We start from the raw sequence: 19,049 nt of genomic DNA, 5'->3' as shown, positions 1-19,049 counted from the left end.
GATTGTTGAGTTAAAGATTAAAGATTGATTACGTTAATTTGTGTTTTGATAAAAGGTTTGGCAAGTGCTAACACTCTATCTGGTGTTAATGCACCATCAAGTCCGCCAGCTACATTAGCTCCAAAAGGCACTAAACTAGCTAAGTCAGAAAACGATCCATTAGTTCTTTGATCTCTAATCCAAGCAGCATGACGAGCCTCTACAGAAACAATTTGTCCGGCTATAACTAAGTTAGCAGTGTTTGTAATTCTTACGCCTGCACCATTGTAAGCTGCAACACCTAAATCTTCAAAAGTTTGAGCAGCAGCTAAAACTGCAGTTCCACTTGTAAAATCGATAGAAGAAAAATCAACCTCTAAAGATCCGATTGCCGAATTACCAAGCGCTTTTTTAAAGAATTCTCTGTGTGCAATTTCATGAAACTGTACATCTTGAAAATAGTTTCTTTGTACAGTTGTAAAAGATGATGGTAAAGAAGATGCTACTTTAATATAAAAAGCTGCTTCTAATTGCTCTAAGGCATAAGCATAATTAAGTACACCCACATCATCTTTAAAATCAAGCGTTGCGCCCATGTTCGGTATAGCCACGCGATCTTTTCTACAGCCTGCTGCTGTTAAAGCTACAACTGCTGCACCTGCTCCTGCATAACGCAAAAAAGAACGACGCTGTAATTTAGCTTCCAAAATTGTACTCTCATTCAGTACTTCTTGTTTTGGTTCGTTTAAATTTTCCATAAGAAATTAATTTATTTTAAGTTTCGTAATAAGGTCTTATATGTTGCACATACGTGGGATATTTTACTTTGGTTTTTGCCGAACAAATAAATTAACCAATTATCACACTCCTTTTCAGAATATTGATTTTCATAGTTTGAACCATATATATAGTGTTTCATTTAATAAAAGCTATAGTTCAATCATAACCTCAATTTCATATTTGTTTAAATGCTCATCATAAATAGCATTCTTTATAGGAATATTACCAACAATTTAAATACTGCTGTGTTATACCTCCAATTATTAAAGAATACAGTAATGATGCTTGCCTTTAAAACTTCAGTTCAAGAACTTGAAAAGCATAACTTAAAGTTGGTTAAAACATCAACTACTGAGGATGTATTAGTTGCATCATTAAAAGAGGGCGATCCATTATCAATTCAACAACTGTATAAAATGTATGCCCCAGCTTTAAATGGCATTATCAAAAGAATTATTAAATATGATGAGGTTGCTGAAGATGTTTTGCAAGATACATTTGTAAAAATTTGGAAGTCTATTAACCAATATGATGCTACTAAAGGCAGGCTATTTACATGGATGGCAAATGTTGCTAAAAACATGGCTATTGATCAAGTAAGAAGTAAGGCCCATATCAACGCTTCAAAAACAGATGATATTTACGAATTGCCCATCGGAATAATTGAGCACCGATCTTATGTTTCGCCAAATATGGAAACTATTGGCGTTAAACAATTGCTTGGCCATCTTAAAGCTGATCAGCAAGAGATTATCGATTTAATTTATTTTAAAGGTTTCACTCACGTTCAAGTGGCTGAAATGTTGAACATCCCTTTGGGTACTATAAAAACAAAACTTAGATTAGCAATTTTAAAGTTGAGAAAATATTTCAACTAAGCTAAAGCTTCCAAAAATTTTATAATTATATCCCTTCACAGTTTTACTTTGCGCCTTTAATTGTGATTATCTTTTACCTAGTTTCTCAAAAAACAACAATCAAAACTCACCTGTAATTCAATAATTTTTAGGTAGTATTAGGGTGATATCTTGTACATTTTCTTAACCAGTGTTTTTAATTATGAGCAATAAAAGTATAGCTTTTTACTATCCAAAAACTGCGTAATTTACTTATTGTGTTTGGTATAAGTACCCAAATTATAGTTCATCCAAATTCAGCCTTCTTTTCAAATGCACCATAAAACATACAAAAATATGTAAAGAATGATGATTATGCATTTATTGCCCTTTTAATGCAACATTTTGGATAGGTTTAGGGCTCGAAATTTTTCTTTAGTGGTATAGTGTTTGACGCAATTTTGTTGTTAGCGAATTAATCTCTGAAACAATTAAATCTACCCTATTATGGCAACAGAAATCCTCAATTTTGATTCAATGATTACCCCATACCGTGCAAAGCTTAAAGCTTATGCAATGGGTTTTACCAACGACGAAGAAAATGCAAATGATTTAATGCAAGACACCTTATTAAAGGCATTTACTTACTTCGCCAAATTTAAACCTGAAACTAATTTTAGGGCTTGGCTTTTTACCATTATGCGTAATACATTTATCAATGATTATCGCCGTAATGCCCGCACACAAAAAGTTATGTCAACTTCCGAAGAAATATCATCTAGTCAGTTGTTACATAGTGCTTCAAAAAATCAAGGTGAGCAAAAATTTATAAATGCTGATATTGAGAAAGCGCTGAGCTCATTACCGGCAAATTTATATGAGCCTTTTATGCGCTACTTCGAAGGTTACAAATATCATGAAATTGCTGAAGAGTTTAATATGCCAATTGGCACTGTTAAAACTAGAATCCATTATGCCCGTATGCATCTTAAAAAATATTTAAAAGTATACGAAGAGTTAAAGTGCAAAATAAATTAAGCTTATTTACATCTACCTATTAAGCCTCGACGAAATGTTGGGGCTTTTTTATTACTCATTTTTAAACGATTAACTAATAGTTTTAAAAAATTTAAAAATTTATTCTTTTTAATCAGACTAATCTCTATATTTGCTCTTGAGAGCGTTAATTTAAACGGGGATACGGTGTTAAAACTGTGTCTCCGTTTTCTTTTTTAATCCTATTTTGATCCTATCTCAAAACATTAAGAATACTATCCTTATTTACGAGCAAGAAATCAATTGTAGCCAAAAGATTGATGACGATAGAGTAGAAAAGTTCTTAGCAAAACATAAAAAATTTTTTAATTATTCTTTCCCTTTAACAATCCTTCTTTTAGAAATTCATAAAAAGCTGGTTTGTATACTTCGCCAATTTGAAAGCTTTGACCATTTTTAAGTTTAATGATATTGCCTTCAACCTTTCTTATTGCCTGTTTAGAAACAATGTAAGATTTATGGATCCGAATAAATTCATCAGGATCTAAGGCCTCTTCTACATGATTTAAACCTATATGTGTAATAAAATTTTCCTGCTCACTTTCAGTAAAAATGGTTACATAATTTTTAGCGGCCTCAATATGCGTAATGCTTGATGAGTCAATATAATGGTATAAATTTTTCTGATCTGCTTTAACGAACTGCAATTTAGGCTTAACATATTCTTTAACTGTTTCAGATTCCTTAGTTAATAATTCTGCTATGGTTATTGCAAATTTGTTAAATGAAATAGGTTTAAGCAAATAGTGACTTGCTTTTAAATCAAATGCAGTTATGGCATGGCCGCTATGTCCAGTTGTAAATACCAAATGTTTTGTTTTAGCACGAAGGGTCTTCGCCAAATCCAATCCGTTAATTTCTGGCATTTCAATGTCTAAAAAAATAAAATCAATCTGGTCTTCTTCTTTTACAGCCATTAACGCCTCTACAGAGCTAAGGTAAGTAGTATGCAAATATAAATTTGGTATTTGAGTAATAAATGCCTTGAGTTGATCAATTGCATATTGCTCATCATCTATAATAATACATTTTATAGGCATAAGGATGTGTTTTGGGCAATTTAACAACATTTTAACTTAAAATAAAATATTCAACCTATTCATAATTTAAATTTACTCCAATTTAAAGTCATACACCGTTACAAGGCGTTGGTACCACCAAAACCATAGTTGGTACAATAAATTTTTATTTGAGAAAAGTACTTACTAATCTTAACTATTAATTAAATGCTATGCTCAATATTTTTAAATCACAAAAGCATAATGCCATTAGTGTAACCAAACACTTATTAAATGAGCTAAAAGTTAATGTTAGTAGTGATACGATTAACAGCACCTTAACTGAACATCCAGACTATCCTAATTTATCTTCTATTAGCGACAGTTTATCAGAATGGCATGTTTCCAATCAAGCTTATCATATAGAAAAAGTAGGCTTTGATGCCACCGATCTTTATTATCCTTTTATTGCTCATACAAAGGATAATGGTGGCCGTTATTTTTTGGTTCATCAAATAGGAAATAAACAAGTAATTATTAGTGATGAAAAAAGTAAAAATGCAACCCTAACTGAGCAGGAGTTTTTAGACAAATGGAGTGGCATTGCATTGCATGCTACAGCGACAACGAAAAGTGGCGAGAAAGATTACTCTAGTAGGCGAACTATAGAAATTTTTAACCAAATCAAACTTCCCTTATTGCTCTGTATTGGAATTGGCATTTTACTCATGCAAATAGACCAACAGTTTTTAGGTTTAACTTATTTAAGCCTGTTAATTATTAAAATGCTTGGCATTACAATAAGTGTTTTATTATTGATGCAAAGTGTTGATGCAAACAATCCCTTTATACAAAACTTATGCAACATAGGTAAGAAGAATGGCTGTAATGCCATCTTAAAATCTGATGCAGCGAAGCTTACATCATGGTTAAGTTGGACCGAAGTTGGCTTTTTTTATTTTACAGGGAGCTTCCTTTCCCTCCTATTTGTACCAGCATCCATATCTGTTTTAGCGTGGCTTAGTATTTTGGCACTTCCTTATGCTATCTATTCAATCAGCTATCAATATCGACATAAAAATTGGTGTATCTTATGCTGCACGGTGCAAGTATTATTAGCTATGGAGTTTTTAACTGTTATGTTGGGCTCGTTTAAAGCTCAACTCTGGACTCTTGAAATCAGTACCGAAACTTTATTATCTAGTTTTACCGCATTTATAGTAACTGTATTAAGCTGGTCGGTATATAAAAACATACTACTCAACGCTAAAAAAGTTAAACCGCTTCAGCAGCAATTAAAAAAGTTTAAATACAATACTGAACTCTTTCAACAAGCCTTAAAAACTCAACCAAAATATGGCATTGGTAACGAATTGATGCCAATTGTATTAGGCAATTCTGATGCCGAAACTATAATTACAATGGTGAGTAATCCATTTTGTGGACCTTGTGCACAGGCGCATCAGGTGTTAGATGAATGGTTAGCCTATCGAGACGACATTCAAATAAAAATACTTTTCACTACTGCAGATCATGATGATGATCAGAAAACAAAAGTATCAAGACACATTAGCGCCCTAAGTTTATTGAATGATACTGCATTAGTTGAAAAAGCATTGAATGATTGGTACAGCCAATCAAGTAAAAAATATGATGAATGGGCAAAAAGGTATCCGATTGAATTGAGTGAGAAAATGGCAGAGGTAACGGCTAAACAAAAAGCCTGGTGCGAACTAACGGGAATAACTTTTACTCCTACCTTTTTAGTAAATGGCTACAAATTACCAGCTCCTTATAGACTAGAGGATATTAAATATTTATTAAGTTAAAGATCTTTTTGTACAAAAAAGGGGCAGCACGGTTGCAACGAAACTGCCCCAAAAACGAATGCCGACGTTATTCGGCATCGCCTAAGTAAACCTGGCGTGACAGATTTACAAAACCTTAAATACAAAGTTAAACTTAAAATTATGAAAAAGTTAAATTTACTCAGCAGGGCTGAAATGAAAAACGTAATGGGTGGTAATGGTGGATATGATTGCGAAAGTTGGAGAAGTCAAGAATATATGACCTGCTATGGTTGCTGTATTACCGTTTATGATAATGAGACTTGCTTATTACCATCAAACTGCGGTCCATCTCCTGTAGTAATTGAAAACATACCTTAACAAAAATAGTATCTACACTAAGTGTAGATACTAAAATTCATAACCCTTATGAAAATACTAGTTACGATCATTATATGCCTAATGTGCTATTCGATAAATGCTCAAACAACTAAATTCAAAATAGATGGTACGATAGAAAACACTAAAAATGCAAAGTTTGCTTATTTGTCTACACTCTCTCAACAGATTTCAATATCAAGTGACAAAATTTTTATGATGGTACCCGTTGTAAATGGCAAATTTGAATTTAGAGGCGAATTTGATCTTAACGGTAAAATGATGCAGCATGCCTGTATCTTCTTTGATGAAAGAGGAAACATTAATAAATATGAATTGGCATTGAAATTCAAGAATTTGATATGGGTAACTGGACGAGACGCACACTTACTAAGAATTGTGCTGGAGAACTTAAGTTTGCAAGTAAAAAATCGAGATGACAATTACACAGCTAAGGTTACAAAGAACGGCAATTACACTAAACAATATCATGAATATCTGCTTTCGGTAAAGAAAGGGCGCAAAGATGTTGTAAACGTTATCAAAAAATATCCGAGTTCGCCAATTAGCCTAATCGCTCTGCAATGGGTATATTTTAACGGAGAAACTTATGACTCTAAAGAATCTGTATCTTCAATATATGATGACCTCACTTCAACCGTGAAGACAAGTGCTGAAGGAAAAGCTTTGAAAAAAAATTTGCATATTAAATAAACCTGAAAATACCGAGATGAGGTTATTATTCACTATTTTATTTTCTAGCATACTGCTTATTACAAACGCTCAGGAGCAACAAAAATTCGCACTAAAAATATCTTTTGCAAATGGGGTAGACATTCCTAAACAAGCTATACTAGAATTAACTCATTTCGATAAGAGCGAACCTATTAAAAACCAGCTTAAAATAGACGGCAATAACATACTTGCTAAAGGAGATATCGCAGAGCCAGTATTGGCAATGTTGGATTTGAATTGGCAAAACAAGTCTATTAGAATTCAGTTCCTTCTTCCGGCGGATACAGGAGAAATAAGGGTTGATGCCAATAAAAAGGTAACTATTAATTTCAAAAATCAAAATAAATTATATGAAGATTATTCGAGTTTAATCAGACAAATTTCAAGTCTTCGGCAAAAATCAAATGAAAGAGTTAAGGCAATTAATTATGAGAATAGATTAATGTTGGAAGTTCAGAAAGAGATCGACTCAATAGAAACTTACTATGAAAAGTTAATTGATAATGAAGTGTACATTAAGACTTTTGAAAAACAAAATAATTCATTTTTAGGAGCGATAGCCTTAATGGCTTATGCAGAGCGACCTAATAGCCATCAAAGGAGAAAGTTTGAAACGGACTCCCTTTTAAAAATGTTTGGTTCTTTTACATCGGAAATAAAAAAATTACCTTCAATGAAGGCATTTCATAATCTCTTGCTTTATGAAAAGACACTAACTGCTGGAAATTCTTTTCCTTCATTTAAATTAAAAGATACGCTCAATAATACACACGAGTTAAGTAAATTTTATGGAAATAAATATACGTTAATAGACTTTTGGGCAAACTGGTGTGCCCCATGCCGTGATGAACATCCAAATATGCTAAAACTATTTAAGAAATATAAGGATAAAGGCTTTGAGATTATTAGTGTATCAATAGATAAATCTAATGATTTACACCTATGGAAAGAAGCAATTATAAATGATAAAATTGATGTTTGGCCGCATTTCATTGATTCTAATCAGCATGCAAAAGAACAAATGAAAATCCGTTTTATACCGGCCAACTTTTTAATTGATAGTAAAGGAAATATTAAAGCGAAATACTTGAGGGGAGCTGACCTAAACAAAGAGTTGGAAGAACTTTTTGGGTATTGATCAGTTAGAATCGATATCAAGTATTAAATAGAGAAATACAAATATGATGTAATCGCAGATGCAAATGTCGATGCCACTAGTGGGAATTGTGGTAGAGCTAGATGGTGCTGCGATCCTTGTGCTGATTTGTAATAGATTTAGTTATATCCATGGGGTAAAAAGCCCCATAGATATTATTTTAAAGACAATAGATATGTTATTAAGTAAAAAAAATATCATCACTACATTAATTCTACTAATGAGTTGTTCTAACAATAAAGAACAAGAACAGGATCATATTAATAATTTTATTACAATAATAAATGAAGTACCGGGTGCTAAGCAAAAGTTTAAGTATATAGATTATATTGGAAGTTCTGAATATATAGACCTTGATAACGACACTGTCAAAATTTCATCTGATCAGCCCATCACTTCCTACAGCTATAAAAATGCAAATAACGTAAAATATTATTTCATTAAGCCCAATGATACAGTATACATTAAACTAATTGATGGTAATAATTTTCCATTTTCAAACAATAAAAATAATAATCGTTTACTAAAGCTAATGAGTAAATTCTCCTTTAGTTTAGGTTCTATTAATTTCGAGAATAAATCATCTTATGATGTAGGAAAACAGCAGATTGAAGCTAGTTTTCAATTGAAAAATGATATTATTGAACGTTTTGGAGAAAGAGTAGATGATAAAGAATTTATGAAAAGATTTGTTGTATATGATAAGTTTACTAGCCTTCTGGTTTTATGTAAGAAGTAATAAAACCGATAAAATTTTTGAAGATGTTATAAAGAATGTAGTGCCGCTTGATACTAATATGATAACTTTTAAATTATTTGTTAACAACTTCAATTCATATACGGCAAGTAAAAATTCATATAATGTCTCCACTTATTTCAAAAAGGTAGAAAACGAATATCCAGAAATTGTAAAATCATATGTGCTATTCGATTTAATAAAATCATACCAACCATACAGTGAACAAAAAGTTGATACCCTAAAAAGCTTAATAAAAAGGTATTCCTCAATTTCAAAAAATCTCAATTTCATTAACTACTTAAACAAAAATTTAGAAAAAATTACAGGGGATAAGTCATCAGAGAAAGATGATAAAGTACAAGTCCTTAATTTATTATCTGATAAAAAAATATCATTTGATGAAGTTTTAGCACAACATAGAGGTAAATTTATTTATATGGATATTTGGGCTAGCTGGTGCATACCTTGCGTTTCGGAGATGCCCTATTCTAAATCGCTATATGCTGAATTAAAAGCTAAATCATTGCCAGTAGAGTTTATTTATGTTTCCGAGGATGAAAATATGGCTGTCTGGGTAAAAAGAAGCATGGAAATGAAACTACCTAATGAAAGAAGTTTCTTATTTCTTAAGAATAACGCTTTACAAAAATTTCTTAATCAATATGAAATAAAATCGATCCCAAGGTATTTACTCTTCAATAAAAAGGGAATTGTTATCGATTCAGATGCATTAAGGCCAAGCGACAAAATTCTAAAAGAAAAAATAATAAAGTTGTGTTATGAGTAAGCATAACTGATGTTGTTCTCGGAAAAAAATTGTAAAAAGCAAATTACTAATAATGATCTATTGGTTTTTAAACAGTTGATAATATTCTCCCTTGTTACTGGTTAATTCTGCATATTGTAAAAACTTCACTTAGAGTAAATTCACTCAACTCACCAAAACCCGTTATTGCACATCAGCAAGGTAAATTGTTTAAAATTTTGGTAAATGAAGGTGATTTAGTAAAAGAAAAACAAGCTTTAGCATTCGTAGAAAGTACAGCACAACATAACGATGTGATTATGCTTTCCGAACAACTTCAAGCATTACAGCAGAAATTAAACACCACGGCCAGTATTGACCCTAAAGATCTTAGAACTACATCATTACAATTAGGCGAGTTGCAAAATAGCTATCAGTCCTTTTATCAAGAATATCTTGATTTCATCAACACTCAAAATGGTGGTTTTTACCTCACTCAAAAAAGTTATCTGCAAAGAGATCTAATAGAAATTCAAAAACTTCAGCAGCAAATTAAGCAGCAACAGCTTATACAACAGCAAGAGTATGCTAATGCCGAAGAAGAATATGCAGCCTACAAAAAACTTAAGAGTAAAAATGTAATCTCTAACAGCGAATTTAAACAACAAGAAAATAAATACCTCTCTAGCAAGTATCCATTACAGCAATCGGCCACAGCATTACTAAATAACAACGCAAGCTCCTTAGCCAAACAAAAAGAGTTAGCCAGTTTAGATCAAACGATAAAAGAACAACAAGCCAAATTTAGACAAGCTTTGAACAGTATAAAAAATGAGACTGAGGCTTGGATCATGAAATATGTAGTTACTGCACCACTTGATGGCAGAGTTGGTTTTGCAGGAATTATACAAGAAAATCAACAGGTGGTTATAAATCAGGAACTTTTTATTGTAAACCCTGGGAATACCAATTTCTTTGGTGAGGTTCAAATTCCGCAATACAACATGGGCAAAGTAAGTCTGGGCCAACGAACCTTAGTTAAGATGCGAAGTTTTCCATTTGAAGAATATGGAGTTATTAATGGCAAGATAAGCTACATTACAGATGTTGCGCTAAAGGATAGTGTTTTTATTGCAAAAATTGATTTTAGCACAGTTGAGCAGAAAGATAAGGAACATCCAATTGTACTAAAGCCGGGTATGATGGCAGATGCAGAAATTATAACGAGGGAAAGTAGTTTGTTGCAACGCTTTTTGAGAAATATCACTAAAATGCTCAACAGCAATTAAATAAAAATACCTAAAATCAGGTAATTTAGGTGATTTTCATTCACTAATAAGATTTTAGCGTTTCAATTAAAAGAAATAGGTTGGCGCACCACCAACCTATAAGAGAGCGAGGGGTTAATATTCTTTACTCAACAATGTAGTAATCATAATTACCAAGAGCAAAATACCCAAGAGATAGATAATTAAATGATTGCGGTGAGTTTGATGTGGAGAAATAACTGGTACAACTCCATTAGCCACAAATTGTAAAGCAGATGCGCTATAGATTTCTTGAGTTATTTTTGATGGAGATTGTATAAAATCGGCCACTAAATTGCTATGAATAATAATTTCGCCATTACTTAGGTATACTATATAATTGAAATTAAATAGCATACTACTGCTTACATAAGTGCCAATACTCGTATTATATTGCCTTAATTTATCTAATAGAGGAATTAGGAAAATTCTTTGTTCCGTTAAAGGCTGTGGCATCGAGATCATTAATAGCTTTTGTAAATGTTTCGATAATATTAATAGTTGTGATTTAAGGAAACAAATTTATTGTACCAACTGGTTACTTGCGTGTATTAACTGGCTGTTTCGGTGTATGAGATTTTAAAAGACTTCTATTTTTTAGGATTTTTTGGGTGATGATTTAGAATCAGATTTGTATACAATACCATCAATCGGCAAATACTAAATAAACACTGTTCACCTCTTCTTTTACGGTTTCCCGTATTTGGTTATCATCCCACTTGTGGAAATTTAGGCTTATCATTATCATTTGATAAAAACTTAAATACTATGATAAGAATTAATGCTTTTGACAAAATGATTTGTCGCACACCAGCTTTTTCTGTTAACCAGCAACTACAAAATGTTTGGAACGAACTAAAAGCGAAAATAGAAGAATCGTCTCCTGCTTTTTATGCCATTATTAAACATGTTGATGCTAGCGATTTAGCTCAACTTGATGAAAAAACTAGATTTACAATTTGGAAATACTTGAATAGAGCTAAATATCGTTCTACCCCATTTGGTTCTTTTGCAGCAATAAGCTTGATGACGATCGGCTCTGATGATGCTGTTAATATTCAGATCAACAAAAAAATGGATTTGCATCAATTTACAGATTGGTCTCAAAAAACAAAACATATACCTACAAATCTCAGCAAAATTAATTTGCTAATCAGCAATAGTACGATTTACATGGTAGATCAAGAGATTAGGTATATCAAAGCTAAAGATGGCACGTTTGAATTGGCTGCTGTTGAGACTATCCCAGAATTATATAACATTTTAATGTTTTGTAAACGGAAGAGTAATTTAAATGAATTGATAGAATTGATGAAATATACCTTTAATTATGATAGTGAGCGCACTAAAGCTTTATTGATGCAAATGATTGACTTACAGCTGCTTTTTACAGATCTACATCCGAATATTACAGGGAGTGATTACTTTGAACGATTAGGGGTAAGTTGCCAACCTGATGCTTCAAATTACATCATGGCAGAAAGAAAGATTGGCAAGGGTAATTTTGACGGCAATTTATTACAACATTTACCAAATTACATTCATCAAATGCAACAGCTTTTGCCTGTAACCATAAATAATAACTTAGAAGAGTTTAAACAGTCTTTTACAAAAAGATACGAACAGAGAAAAGTGAACTTGGCGATTGCATTAGACCCCGAGCTTGGCATTGGATACGGGAAATTAGCACAGCCTAGCAATACCGATCCTTTAGTAAAAGAAATTGAATCAAACCTTGGTAATCAAACTCCTCATCAAATTGAATATGGCTCTCTACAGCAATTTTTATTACGCAAAATAATAGAAGGAAATCCAATTAATATAGATGAATATCAAATTGAAAAGGAGTTAAAAAACGTATTACCCAATTCTTTAAGTATAATTTTTAATGCGCATGAAGGAAATTTAGTACTAGCAAGTGCCGGTGGCACTAGTGCAAATATTTTATTAGGCAGATTTACCAATTGCGGCGCAGAATGGGAAAGTTATGGTTTGGAAATTGCACAACTAGAACAAACAGCAAATGAAGAAATCGATTTTTTTGACATCGCTTACCAAGCAGAAAAAAAGGTAGACAATGTTAATAGGCGAAAACAAATGTATGCTAATGAGTTGCCAATTTTATCATGGAGTGAAGTTGATAGTTCTTTAAATTTGAATGATATTTTGGTATCTGTAGTGCGTAATGAGGTGATTTTGATTTCAAAAAAATCAGGAAAGCGATTGATACCTCGATTGGCTAGCGCTTACAATTATACGCGATCTGATTTAGCAGTATATCGATTTTTATGCGATATACAAACACAAGGATTAGCTATAAATTTAAATTTCAATTTAAGCACCTTTTTTCCCAAGCTTAATCACTACCCTAGATTATATTATAAAAATATCATTGTAGAAAGAGCTACTTGGTTAGTACCACTTCCAATCATTAAAAATGAGGAAAGTTTATTACTTTGGTTAGCAGAAAATAAAGTTGACAATCAACTTATTGTAGGCGATACGGATCAATCGCTATATTTTGATTTAACTAAACATGAGGATGTTTGGGCATTTTTAAGATATGGAAAGCAACAAGAGACTGATTTTTACGTAAGAGAAGCTCTAATTGGTGAAAAAGATTTGATTAAAGATGAAAATAGCTTGGAATATTATCCACAGTACATCGTTAACTACTATCATAAAAACACCATTTATCAAAGGAAAAAAAATGACCTAACAGCCAGTGAGCATCAAATTTATTTGCCAGGTTCTAATTGGCTTTATGTTGAGATTTACTGCCACATTTCTTTTAGCAACCATTTGCTATTATCCTTAAATCAATTCATAAAATCTCACCAAAAAAACATAGTTACCTGGTTTTTTATTAGATATTCAGATCCTAAACCACATATCCGCTTACGCTTAAAAACCAAAAATGAAAAAGAAAATTTTCAATTGTTATCCGCTTTGCGCAACCTAGCCGACCCACTTGTGAAAAATGGTAACATTAGTGATGTACAGGTGAAAAGTTATCAACCAGAATTGGATCGCTATGGCCAAAAACGAATACTTCTGGTAGAACAGTTTTTTAGTATTGACAGTATTTTTGTGCTTTGGATGTTACGCAAAAATAAGCAAGAACAGATTTTGAAAATACTTGCATTGGAAACCTTAAAAACCATGTGTAAACTAGCCTATCCCGATATAGAAAATCAACTATCTTTTGCCAAAACTATGGCAGCTACTTTTGCAAAAGAGATGGGTTTAGCAGCAATATTATTTAAAAAAATAAATTCGAGTTACAATGAAATGAAGTGTGTAATGGATAAAGAAAATCATCAACAACCAGTAGCAATTACTAGAAAACGTAGCGAATTATTAGCGGTTTTATTTGAGCAATGCGAAAACGACCAAATTAAAAGAAATTTGTTAGCAGATCTCATCCACATGCACATCAACAGGTTGTTTAATGATGCACAAAGAATTCACGAAACGATTTTATATCAATTTTTAGCTAGGAAATTACAGACTGATTTTTCATTACTAAAAGCGAAACAGGCACTTTAATGCTTAAGCTAAAATGAGTATGGGTGATGTGGTGATTAAAAATTGCTGCATCGCCATAAGCATAAAACAATCTTTTGTTGATATTGGACAAACCAGATTGATTGCTTGGTGAAGCTTTGTGTAACGCAATTCGGTTGCCAGTATCTAGATAAAATATCTCGTCAACAACTTTTAAGTTTAGATATGCAGGATCACTCTCATTATAAATGTCTGCATGTTTAAAAATATTTTCTGCCAAGGTTAGCAATATAAGAGGAATTAGACGCAGGTGTTTAACCTCGTTTGCATATGAGAAATAAATATGCAAAGGTGCAGATTTTCTAATCTGGTATAGGTGTATCAAATTTTCTACCTGTTCAATTTCATTTGCTAAGGCAATATGATTTCCAGTATCATCCGCATCAATAGCAAAGCGCATCATTTCAGCTAGTTTAATGATTGCCTCTCCGGCAATTGCAGAATGTGAACTAACTTTATAATGAATAAAATCTAAGGTGTTAAATAAAAAATGAGGATTGATTTGAGCTTTTAGGAACGCATTCTCTGCCAACACCAATTCCTTTGCCATTTTTTGCTGCTGAATGATATTTTCTAATCGCTCTTTTTCCAATTGTTCAGTTTTTTTTCGCTCCGCGATATATGTTTTTATAAAATAATATCCTGTAGAAAATCCGAAGAAGTAAACACCTCTATAAAGATTACGAGTTATAACATTTATGTTAAGTACATAAACTTTGTTAAGCTTTATAACCTCTAAGGCAATTAATATTTTATCTAATGTAAAATGAACTAAAATGTAAGCAAAGAGCTGAAAAATTAGTACAGGCACTAAAAAATAGATAATTCTATTCTTTTTTTTAAAAAGAAACGGTAATGTAAATTCTGCATGTAAATAGAAAAATGCAATATTTAGCATTAGGTGCAATGGATCTACCAAAGGATGGGGAAATAAGCCACCTAAAATTCCAAGTAAACCAAGTTCATAAACGGCAAATGTGAACCAACTAATAAAGTGAATTCTTTTCCCTAGTATCAAATCGTAGATTTTTATGCGCATTTAAGACATTATAAATAGAATATAGTGCTGTCTGTATAAACTTTTTTTAACAAGAAAAGCACATGGCTAAGTTTCATAAAAAATTTAAAATTATGAAACAGAAAGCATTAAAAATTAAGCAAAAGTCACTTTTTATCTACAAAACATTGCAATCAAAATCTTCTCAATCAAAAAACGACACTGAAACAACAACGAGAACCCTTCTTACTAACACATCTTTAACCTGCTAGTATTTGTAAGCGGGATTACTTGCGTTTTCCCGCTTTAATTAAATGCTTTGATAAAAATTCGTTGAAATTTTTTCGGTAATATTCTCCAACGCCAATCCGTATTCCATTATTCATTTTTACCAAAGCACCATCAATGTGCTCAATTTGGTCTATATTAATTACAAAACTTCTATGTAATTGCATAAAGCCGCCATATGATGTTAAAATTTTAGTAATTTCACTTAGTGACATATAAGTTAAAACTTTTTTTGCCTTAGTATGAATCATAATATAGTTCTGCTGCCCTTCTACAACTACAATTTCATCGTATCTAATTTTCACCATTCTTAAATCATCTTCCTTACTTTTTACAAAAAAATAATCTTTTATTTCTTTTAAAGACTGATTTTCAAATGATTCGGGGAATAGTTTGTTTACTGTAATTACAAATTTACCTAGCGAATATGGTTTTAAGAGATAAGCATCTGCATTTACTTCAAAAGCCTCATAAGCGTATTTGCTATGTCCGGTAGTAAATACTATTTTTTTGGTGCTATTTTTAATCTCCGAAGCCAATTCTATACCGCTAATTTTAGGCATATCTATATCCAAAAAAACAACGTCAACCTGCTCATGTTTTCCAATTTCTCTAAGCGCTAACAAAGGATCTGTATAAGTTTCTATAATTGATAATTCTGGCAAAGTAGAAATATAGGCACTTAAACCTTCAATAGCATGCTCTTCATCGTCGATAATAATACATCTATACATTAATAGTTATGTCTTTAAGTTTGCAATACAGCTCATAACTGAGGTGTTAAAATTAAAATAGCAACCATTTACTAACAGTAACTTGATGCTTTTTTAATTTTTTTTAATTGAATGCTGCAAGAAAAAAACTATAGTAAATGAAATTAGGTAAGTTAATTTTCTACACCAAATTTACATATTTCTACACCAACCATTGAAGATACTTGACTAAATAAAAAACACCAAAATCTTAAACATATAAGTTTTAAATAACAAGTTTGTTACACCGAAATTTATCTTCTAAAATTTACGTAAACATAACATATTGGCTTCGTGTTTATTAATTAACTTGAAGTAAAAAAAACTCAATATCAAATTAGATAAGCGGTTTTTCTAGTGAACTATATTAGGTATATTGCTAAAGATAAATGCTCAAAATATATGTCTGATAAGCTACTTTTACAAGAACTTAAACGTCTGATTATACTTAAGAACGAGATCAAAAATCCTAGTCCCTCTGATTGCCGATTTATTGCTGCAGATATACGTAAAAACTTACGCAAAACAATTAGCGAAACTACCCTTAAAAGACTTTTTGGTTTTGCTTCTGTAAAACATGAGTTTTCTAAATTTACCATTAATACACTAATGGAATATACAGGCATTGTTGAAGACGATGTAAAATCTGAGTTGCAAATTTTTAACAATTACGAAAAGGGTGAAGACATTGATTTAATAAGAGCAAAAGCAAACCGAATTACAAATTGTACCTTATTAAATATTAGTAATCGATGCACTGTGCCTTACGATTTAACTATTGGAAGAAATTTCGCCAAAGAAGAACTTGCGATTTTTACAGAAAGTGAATACAGTTACACTTTATTTATTTCTCAACCAGGTTATGGAAAGAGCATCTTGCTAAGTCATCTTATTCAAGATATGTTTATGGATGAGAACTCCATTTATAAAAAACATGTGATCCTGTTCATCAATGCAGATCATATTTTTAATAGCGATTTAGCCGATTTAACGTTGGAAGACCGCATTAAACTTAAACTAGGATTACTCCCAAAAACAAGCCTTATTTCTTATTTTGATGAGCAATTTCGGATCAATGGAACTAAGTTTTTCTTTGCTGTTGATGGTTTATCAGACATGATCATCACCAAACATTTGAAACCTAAAATTTTTGATCGGATTATTGATTTTATTAGCACCATTTCAGATAGCGATAATGTAAAAGTAATTTTAAACATGAGATCTACAACTTGGAGCAGGTTTTATGAAAGGATTAGGTTTGCTCCATTTTTTAAAAACAAATGGTATGCCGGTAGCCACTATCAAAGTCATGCCGCTTCAAATGTGCCTCCTTTAACGCCATTAGAAATAGAAGAAATTTTTAATAAAATCAGTCCCTCAACTTTTACTCCAATAAGTGAAGAATTAAAACAGCAGCTTAAATTTCCATTCCATATACAGTGGTATTATCAATTGCGTACCGCCTACCCCGATTTTGAATCTTATACCAATATTGTTTATTTCGAAATTATTGCCAAGTTTATTCTAGAAAAAATTTACAATTCTACCTACGCAACAGAAAAAGTACTGTTTTGCAAAAAAATCATTTTTTTAACAAATTATGGGCAGAAAACATTTAAGGTAGCCAAATTAGACTTAATGAATGAAATGCCTGTTTTTAAAAATGCTTATTCAGAATTGTTAAGTGATGGAATTATTACAGAAGATAAAGAATTTGAAAATGAAAGTTATGTTGAATATGTGAGATTTATACAGCCTCATGTTTTCGAGTATTTTCAATTTATAGAATTATACGAATTATTTGGTCAAAAAATTGACGATCGCTTTTTCAATATCATAAATAAAGAATATACAGGAAATCAATCTCGTTTTCAGCTTTTGCAATGGGCCATTAGGTTCTTAATAAAAAGACATCAATTTAAAACACTAAATCAGATATTAAATCTAGATTTAAGTAACTTCGAGAAAAACTATTTGTTATTTTTTATTGCCGAAAATCTTAAATACCGTACTAAAACTAATCCCGCATTTAAGCATGAAATTGAAAATCAGCACTTTCATCAAATGCTCATTAAACATTTAATTCATTTTGATTTTATAGATTCTTCTTATAACCAAGCTATTGCTTGTTTAATTGAAGTAGCTGATAATGAGCAAACAGACTTAATTTACCAGAGTACCTTGGTTTTATTTGATTGTTTGGGCTTAGACGAAAAACAGATTAAATACAGACTTACAAAACTAAAAGAACTGCACCCCCAAGGCAATCAATGGTTTATTAACCCATATGATGCTACAGCATTGCTTCACAATAGACTTTGGGGCAAAGAAAATATACAGAATTCAGTTTTGCAAAGTATTGAAGACTTTAAATCTTTAAAAAACGTATATCCAGTAAGCAAGTTGCCAAACGCAAGCGAGGCAATTAGTTATTTTTTTATGCTCTCTGTAAATTACCTTTACGGCAGTCAAAAAGAAGTTGCTCAAATCGTAGCTGCTATATTTTATAAACATCCAAAACTAAAGAAACCAAAAAATCCGATCGCCATTTATTTACTTAGCTTTTTAACGCTTGCTTCTGCACGAACCAATCCAAGTGAACAGACCGACCAAATGGAGCGTATTTTAACGAACCTTTTAGAAAAGGGATCAAAATATATATCTGCATTATACGCTAGATCGTTATTATTATGTATTAAGGCAGAACAAAGTAAAAATAGAAAAGAGTATGAAAAGGCCATTTACTATGCTGAAGAATTTTTAAAAATTCATCAAACTAATGAATTAGCGGTACATCAACTAGCAGCTTACAACTTGTTAATTCAGGTTTATCAATTACTTAATCAGCCAAGCAAAGCTGAAGAATGTATTGTAAAAAAGAATAATTTATTAGTAGAAAAGAATATCCCGATAGGTGCTTTTTAAAAAAGAAAAGAGGATTTCTCCTCT

16 protein-coding genes are annotated in these 19,049 nt (G+C 31.7%); 11 read left to right on the top strand and 5 right to left on the bottom strand.

What is annotated here, in order from left to right:
• Window positions 1-17: 17 nt before the first annotated feature.
• Window positions 18-737: a ferritin-like domain-containing protein gene (locus AC07XU_RS10075; protein ID WP_494943520.1), complete on the bottom strand. Its 720-nt coding sequence runs from the start codon at window positions 735-737 to the stop codon at window positions 18-20.
• Window positions 738-947: 210 nt separating this feature from the next.
• Here AC07XU_RS10075 and AC07XU_RS10070 point away from each other — a divergent pair, with 210 nt between their 5' ends.
• Window positions 948-1,637 (top strand): RNA polymerase sigma factor, encoded by a 690-nt coding sequence (locus AC07XU_RS10070; protein WP_494943519.1) that lies wholly within the window; start codon window positions 948-950, stop codon window positions 1,635-1,637.
• Window positions 1,638-2,102: 465 nt separating this feature from the next.
• A complete protein-coding gene (locus tag AC07XU_RS10065) occupies window positions 2,103-2,633 on the top strand; it encodes an RNA polymerase sigma factor (RefSeq protein WP_494943518.1) in 531 nt (176 codons plus the stop codon).
• Window positions 2,634-2,956: 323 nt separating this feature from the next.
• On the opposite strand, the gene AC07XU_RS10060 is transcribed toward AC07XU_RS10065, so the two are convergent.
• Window positions 2,957-3,691 carry a LytR/AlgR family response regulator transcription factor gene (locus tag AC07XU_RS10060; RefSeq protein WP_494943517.1) on the bottom strand — a complete coding sequence of 245 codons (735 nt, stop codon included), beginning with the start codon at window positions 3,689-3,691 and terminating at the stop codon, window positions 2,957-2,959.
• Between the two features lie 191 nt (window positions 3,692-3,882).
• Between AC07XU_RS10060 and AC07XU_RS10055 the strand changes: the two genes are divergently transcribed.
• From AC07XU_RS10055 to AC07XU_RS10025, 7 genes are all read left to right on the top strand, one after another.
• Window positions 3,883-5,478, top strand: a complete 1,596-nt coding sequence (locus AC07XU_RS10055; RefSeq protein ID WP_494943516.1) for a cysteine peptidase family C39 domain-containing protein — start codon at window positions 3,883-3,885, stop codon at window positions 5,476-5,478.
• 96 nt (window positions 5,479-5,574) lie between these two features.
• The gene (locus AC07XU_RS10050) at window positions 5,575-5,817 is read left to right on the top strand and encodes a hypothetical protein (RefSeq protein WP_494943515.1); all 243 of its coding nucleotides are present in this window, start codon (window positions 5,575-5,577) and stop codon (window positions 5,815-5,817) included.
• Between the two features lie 48 nt (window positions 5,818-5,865).
• Window positions 5,866-6,528, top strand: coding sequence for a hypothetical protein (locus AC07XU_RS10045; protein ID WP_494943514.1), 663 nt, complete (start codon window positions 5,866-5,868; stop codon window positions 6,526-6,528).
• 16 nt (window positions 6,529-6,544) lie between these two features.
• The gene (locus AC07XU_RS10040) at window positions 6,545-7,687 is read left to right on the top strand and encodes a peroxiredoxin family protein (RefSeq protein ID WP_494943513.1); all 1,143 of its coding nucleotides are present in this window, start codon (window positions 6,545-6,547) and stop codon (window positions 7,685-7,687) included.
• 70 nt (window positions 7,688-7,757) lie between these two features.
• Window positions 7,758-8,444 (top strand): hypothetical protein, encoded by a 687-nt coding sequence (locus AC07XU_RS10035; RefSeq protein ID WP_494943512.1) that lies wholly within the window; start codon window positions 7,758-7,760, stop codon window positions 8,442-8,444.
• Window positions 8,404-9,231: a TlpA family protein disulfide reductase gene (locus AC07XU_RS10030; protein ID WP_494943511.1), complete on the top strand. Its 828-nt coding sequence runs from the start codon at window positions 8,404-8,406 to the stop codon at window positions 9,229-9,231. The genes AC07XU_RS10035 and AC07XU_RS10030 overlap by 41 nt, the downstream gene beginning before the upstream one ends.
• Window positions 9,232-9,428: 197 nt before the next feature.
• Window positions 9,429-10,478, top strand: coding sequence for an HlyD family secretion protein (locus AC07XU_RS10025; RefSeq protein WP_494943510.1), 1,050 nt, complete (start codon window positions 9,429-9,431; stop codon window positions 10,476-10,478).
• 114 nt (window positions 10,479-10,592) lie between these two features.
• Here the strand turns inward: AC07XU_RS10025 and AC07XU_RS10020 are convergent, their stop codons facing one another.
• Window positions 10,593-10,952 (bottom strand): hypothetical protein, encoded by a 360-nt coding sequence (locus AC07XU_RS10020; protein WP_494943509.1) that lies wholly within the window; start codon window positions 10,950-10,952, stop codon window positions 10,593-10,595.
• Window positions 10,953-11,264: 312 nt separating this feature from the next.
• On the opposite strand from AC07XU_RS10020, the gene AC07XU_RS10015 reads away from it, so the two are divergent.
• Window positions 11,265-14,045 carry a lantibiotic dehydratase gene (locus AC07XU_RS10015; protein ID WP_494943508.1) on the top strand — a complete coding sequence of 927 codons (2,781 nt, stop codon included), beginning with the start codon at window positions 11,265-11,267 and terminating at the stop codon, window positions 14,043-14,045.
• Here the strand turns inward: AC07XU_RS10015 and AC07XU_RS10010 are convergent.
• Both AC07XU_RS10010 and AC07XU_RS10005 read right to left on the bottom strand, forming a co-directional pair.
• On the bottom strand, window positions 13,993-15,102 hold the full coding sequence (locus AC07XU_RS10010) for a sensor histidine kinase (RefSeq protein WP_494943507.1): 1,110 nt from the start codon (window positions 15,100-15,102) through the stop codon (window positions 13,993-13,995). The genes AC07XU_RS10015 and AC07XU_RS10010 overlap by 53 nt on opposite strands.
• A gap of 245 nt (window positions 15,103-15,347) precedes the next feature.
• A complete protein-coding gene (locus tag AC07XU_RS10005; RefSeq protein ID WP_494943506.1) occupies window positions 15,348-16,082 on the bottom strand; it encodes a LytR/AlgR family response regulator transcription factor in 735 nt (244 codons plus the stop codon).
• A 420-nt stretch (window positions 16,083-16,502) separates the two neighbouring features.
• On the opposite strand from AC07XU_RS10005, the gene AC07XU_RS10000 reads away from it, so the two are divergent.
• Window positions 16,503-19,025, top strand: a complete 2,523-nt coding sequence (locus AC07XU_RS10000; protein ID WP_494943505.1) for a tetratricopeptide repeat protein — start codon at window positions 16,503-16,505, stop codon at window positions 19,023-19,025.
• The last annotated feature ends 24 nt before the right edge of the window (window positions 19,026-19,049 follow it).

The sequence above is a fragment of the Pedobacter sp. GW456-11-11-14-TSB4 genome, from assembly GCF_059424425.1.
This window is presented reverse-complemented; position numbering and strand designations above follow the sequence as displayed.

What these genes read in the sequence shown, in the direction of transcription:
- AC07XU_RS10075 (WP_494943520.1), bottom strand. Translation starts at nt 737, where the DNA reads ATGGAAAATTTAAACGAACCAAAACAAGAAGTACTGAATGAGAGTACA.
- AC07XU_RS10010 (WP_494943507.1), bottom strand. Translation starts at nt 15,102, where the DNA reads ATGCGCATAAAAATCTACGATTTGATACTAGGGAAAAGAATTCACTTT.
- AC07XU_RS10040 (WP_494943513.1), top strand. Translation starts at nt 6,545, where the DNA reads ATGAGGTTATTATTCACTATTTTATTTTCTAGCATACTGCTTATTACA.
- AC07XU_RS10000 (WP_494943505.1), top strand. Translation starts at nt 16,503, where the DNA reads ATGTCTGATAAGCTACTTTTACAAGAACTTAAACGTCTGATTATACTT.
- AC07XU_RS10015 (WP_494943508.1), top strand. Translation starts at nt 11,265, where the DNA reads ATGATAAGAATTAATGCTTTTGACAAAATGATTTGTCGCACACCAGCT.
- AC07XU_RS10045 (WP_494943514.1), top strand. Translation starts at nt 5,866, where the DNA reads ATGAAAATACTAGTTACGATCATTATATGCCTAATGTGCTATTCGATA.
- AC07XU_RS10035 (WP_494943512.1), top strand. Translation starts at nt 7,758, where the DNA reads ATGCCACTAGTGGGAATTGTGGTAGAGCTAGATGGTGCTGCGATCCTT.
- AC07XU_RS10055 (WP_494943516.1), top strand. Translation starts at nt 3,883, where the DNA reads ATGCTCAATATTTTTAAATCACAAAAGCATAATGCCATTAGTGTAACC.
- AC07XU_RS10020 (WP_494943509.1), bottom strand. Translation starts at nt 10,952, where the DNA reads ATGCCACAGCCTTTAACGGAACAAAGAATTTTCCTAATTCCTCTATTA.
- AC07XU_RS10005 (WP_494943506.1), bottom strand. Translation starts at nt 16,082, where the DNA reads ATGTATAGATGTATTATTATCGACGATGAAGAGCATGCTATTGAAGGT.
- AC07XU_RS10030 (WP_494943511.1), top strand. Translation starts at nt 8,404, where the DNA reads ATGATAAGTTTACTAGCCTTCTGGTTTTATGTAAGAAGTAATAAAACC.
- AC07XU_RS10070 (WP_494943519.1), top strand. Translation starts at nt 948, where the DNA reads ATGCTCATCATAAATAGCATTCTTTATAGGAATATTACCAACAATTTA.
- AC07XU_RS10060 (WP_494943517.1), bottom strand. Translation starts at nt 3,691, where the DNA reads ATGCCTATAAAATGTATTATTATAGATGATGAGCAATATGCAATTGAT.
- AC07XU_RS10065 (WP_494943518.1), top strand. Translation starts at nt 2,103, where the DNA reads ATGGCAACAGAAATCCTCAATTTTGATTCAATGATTACCCCATACCGT.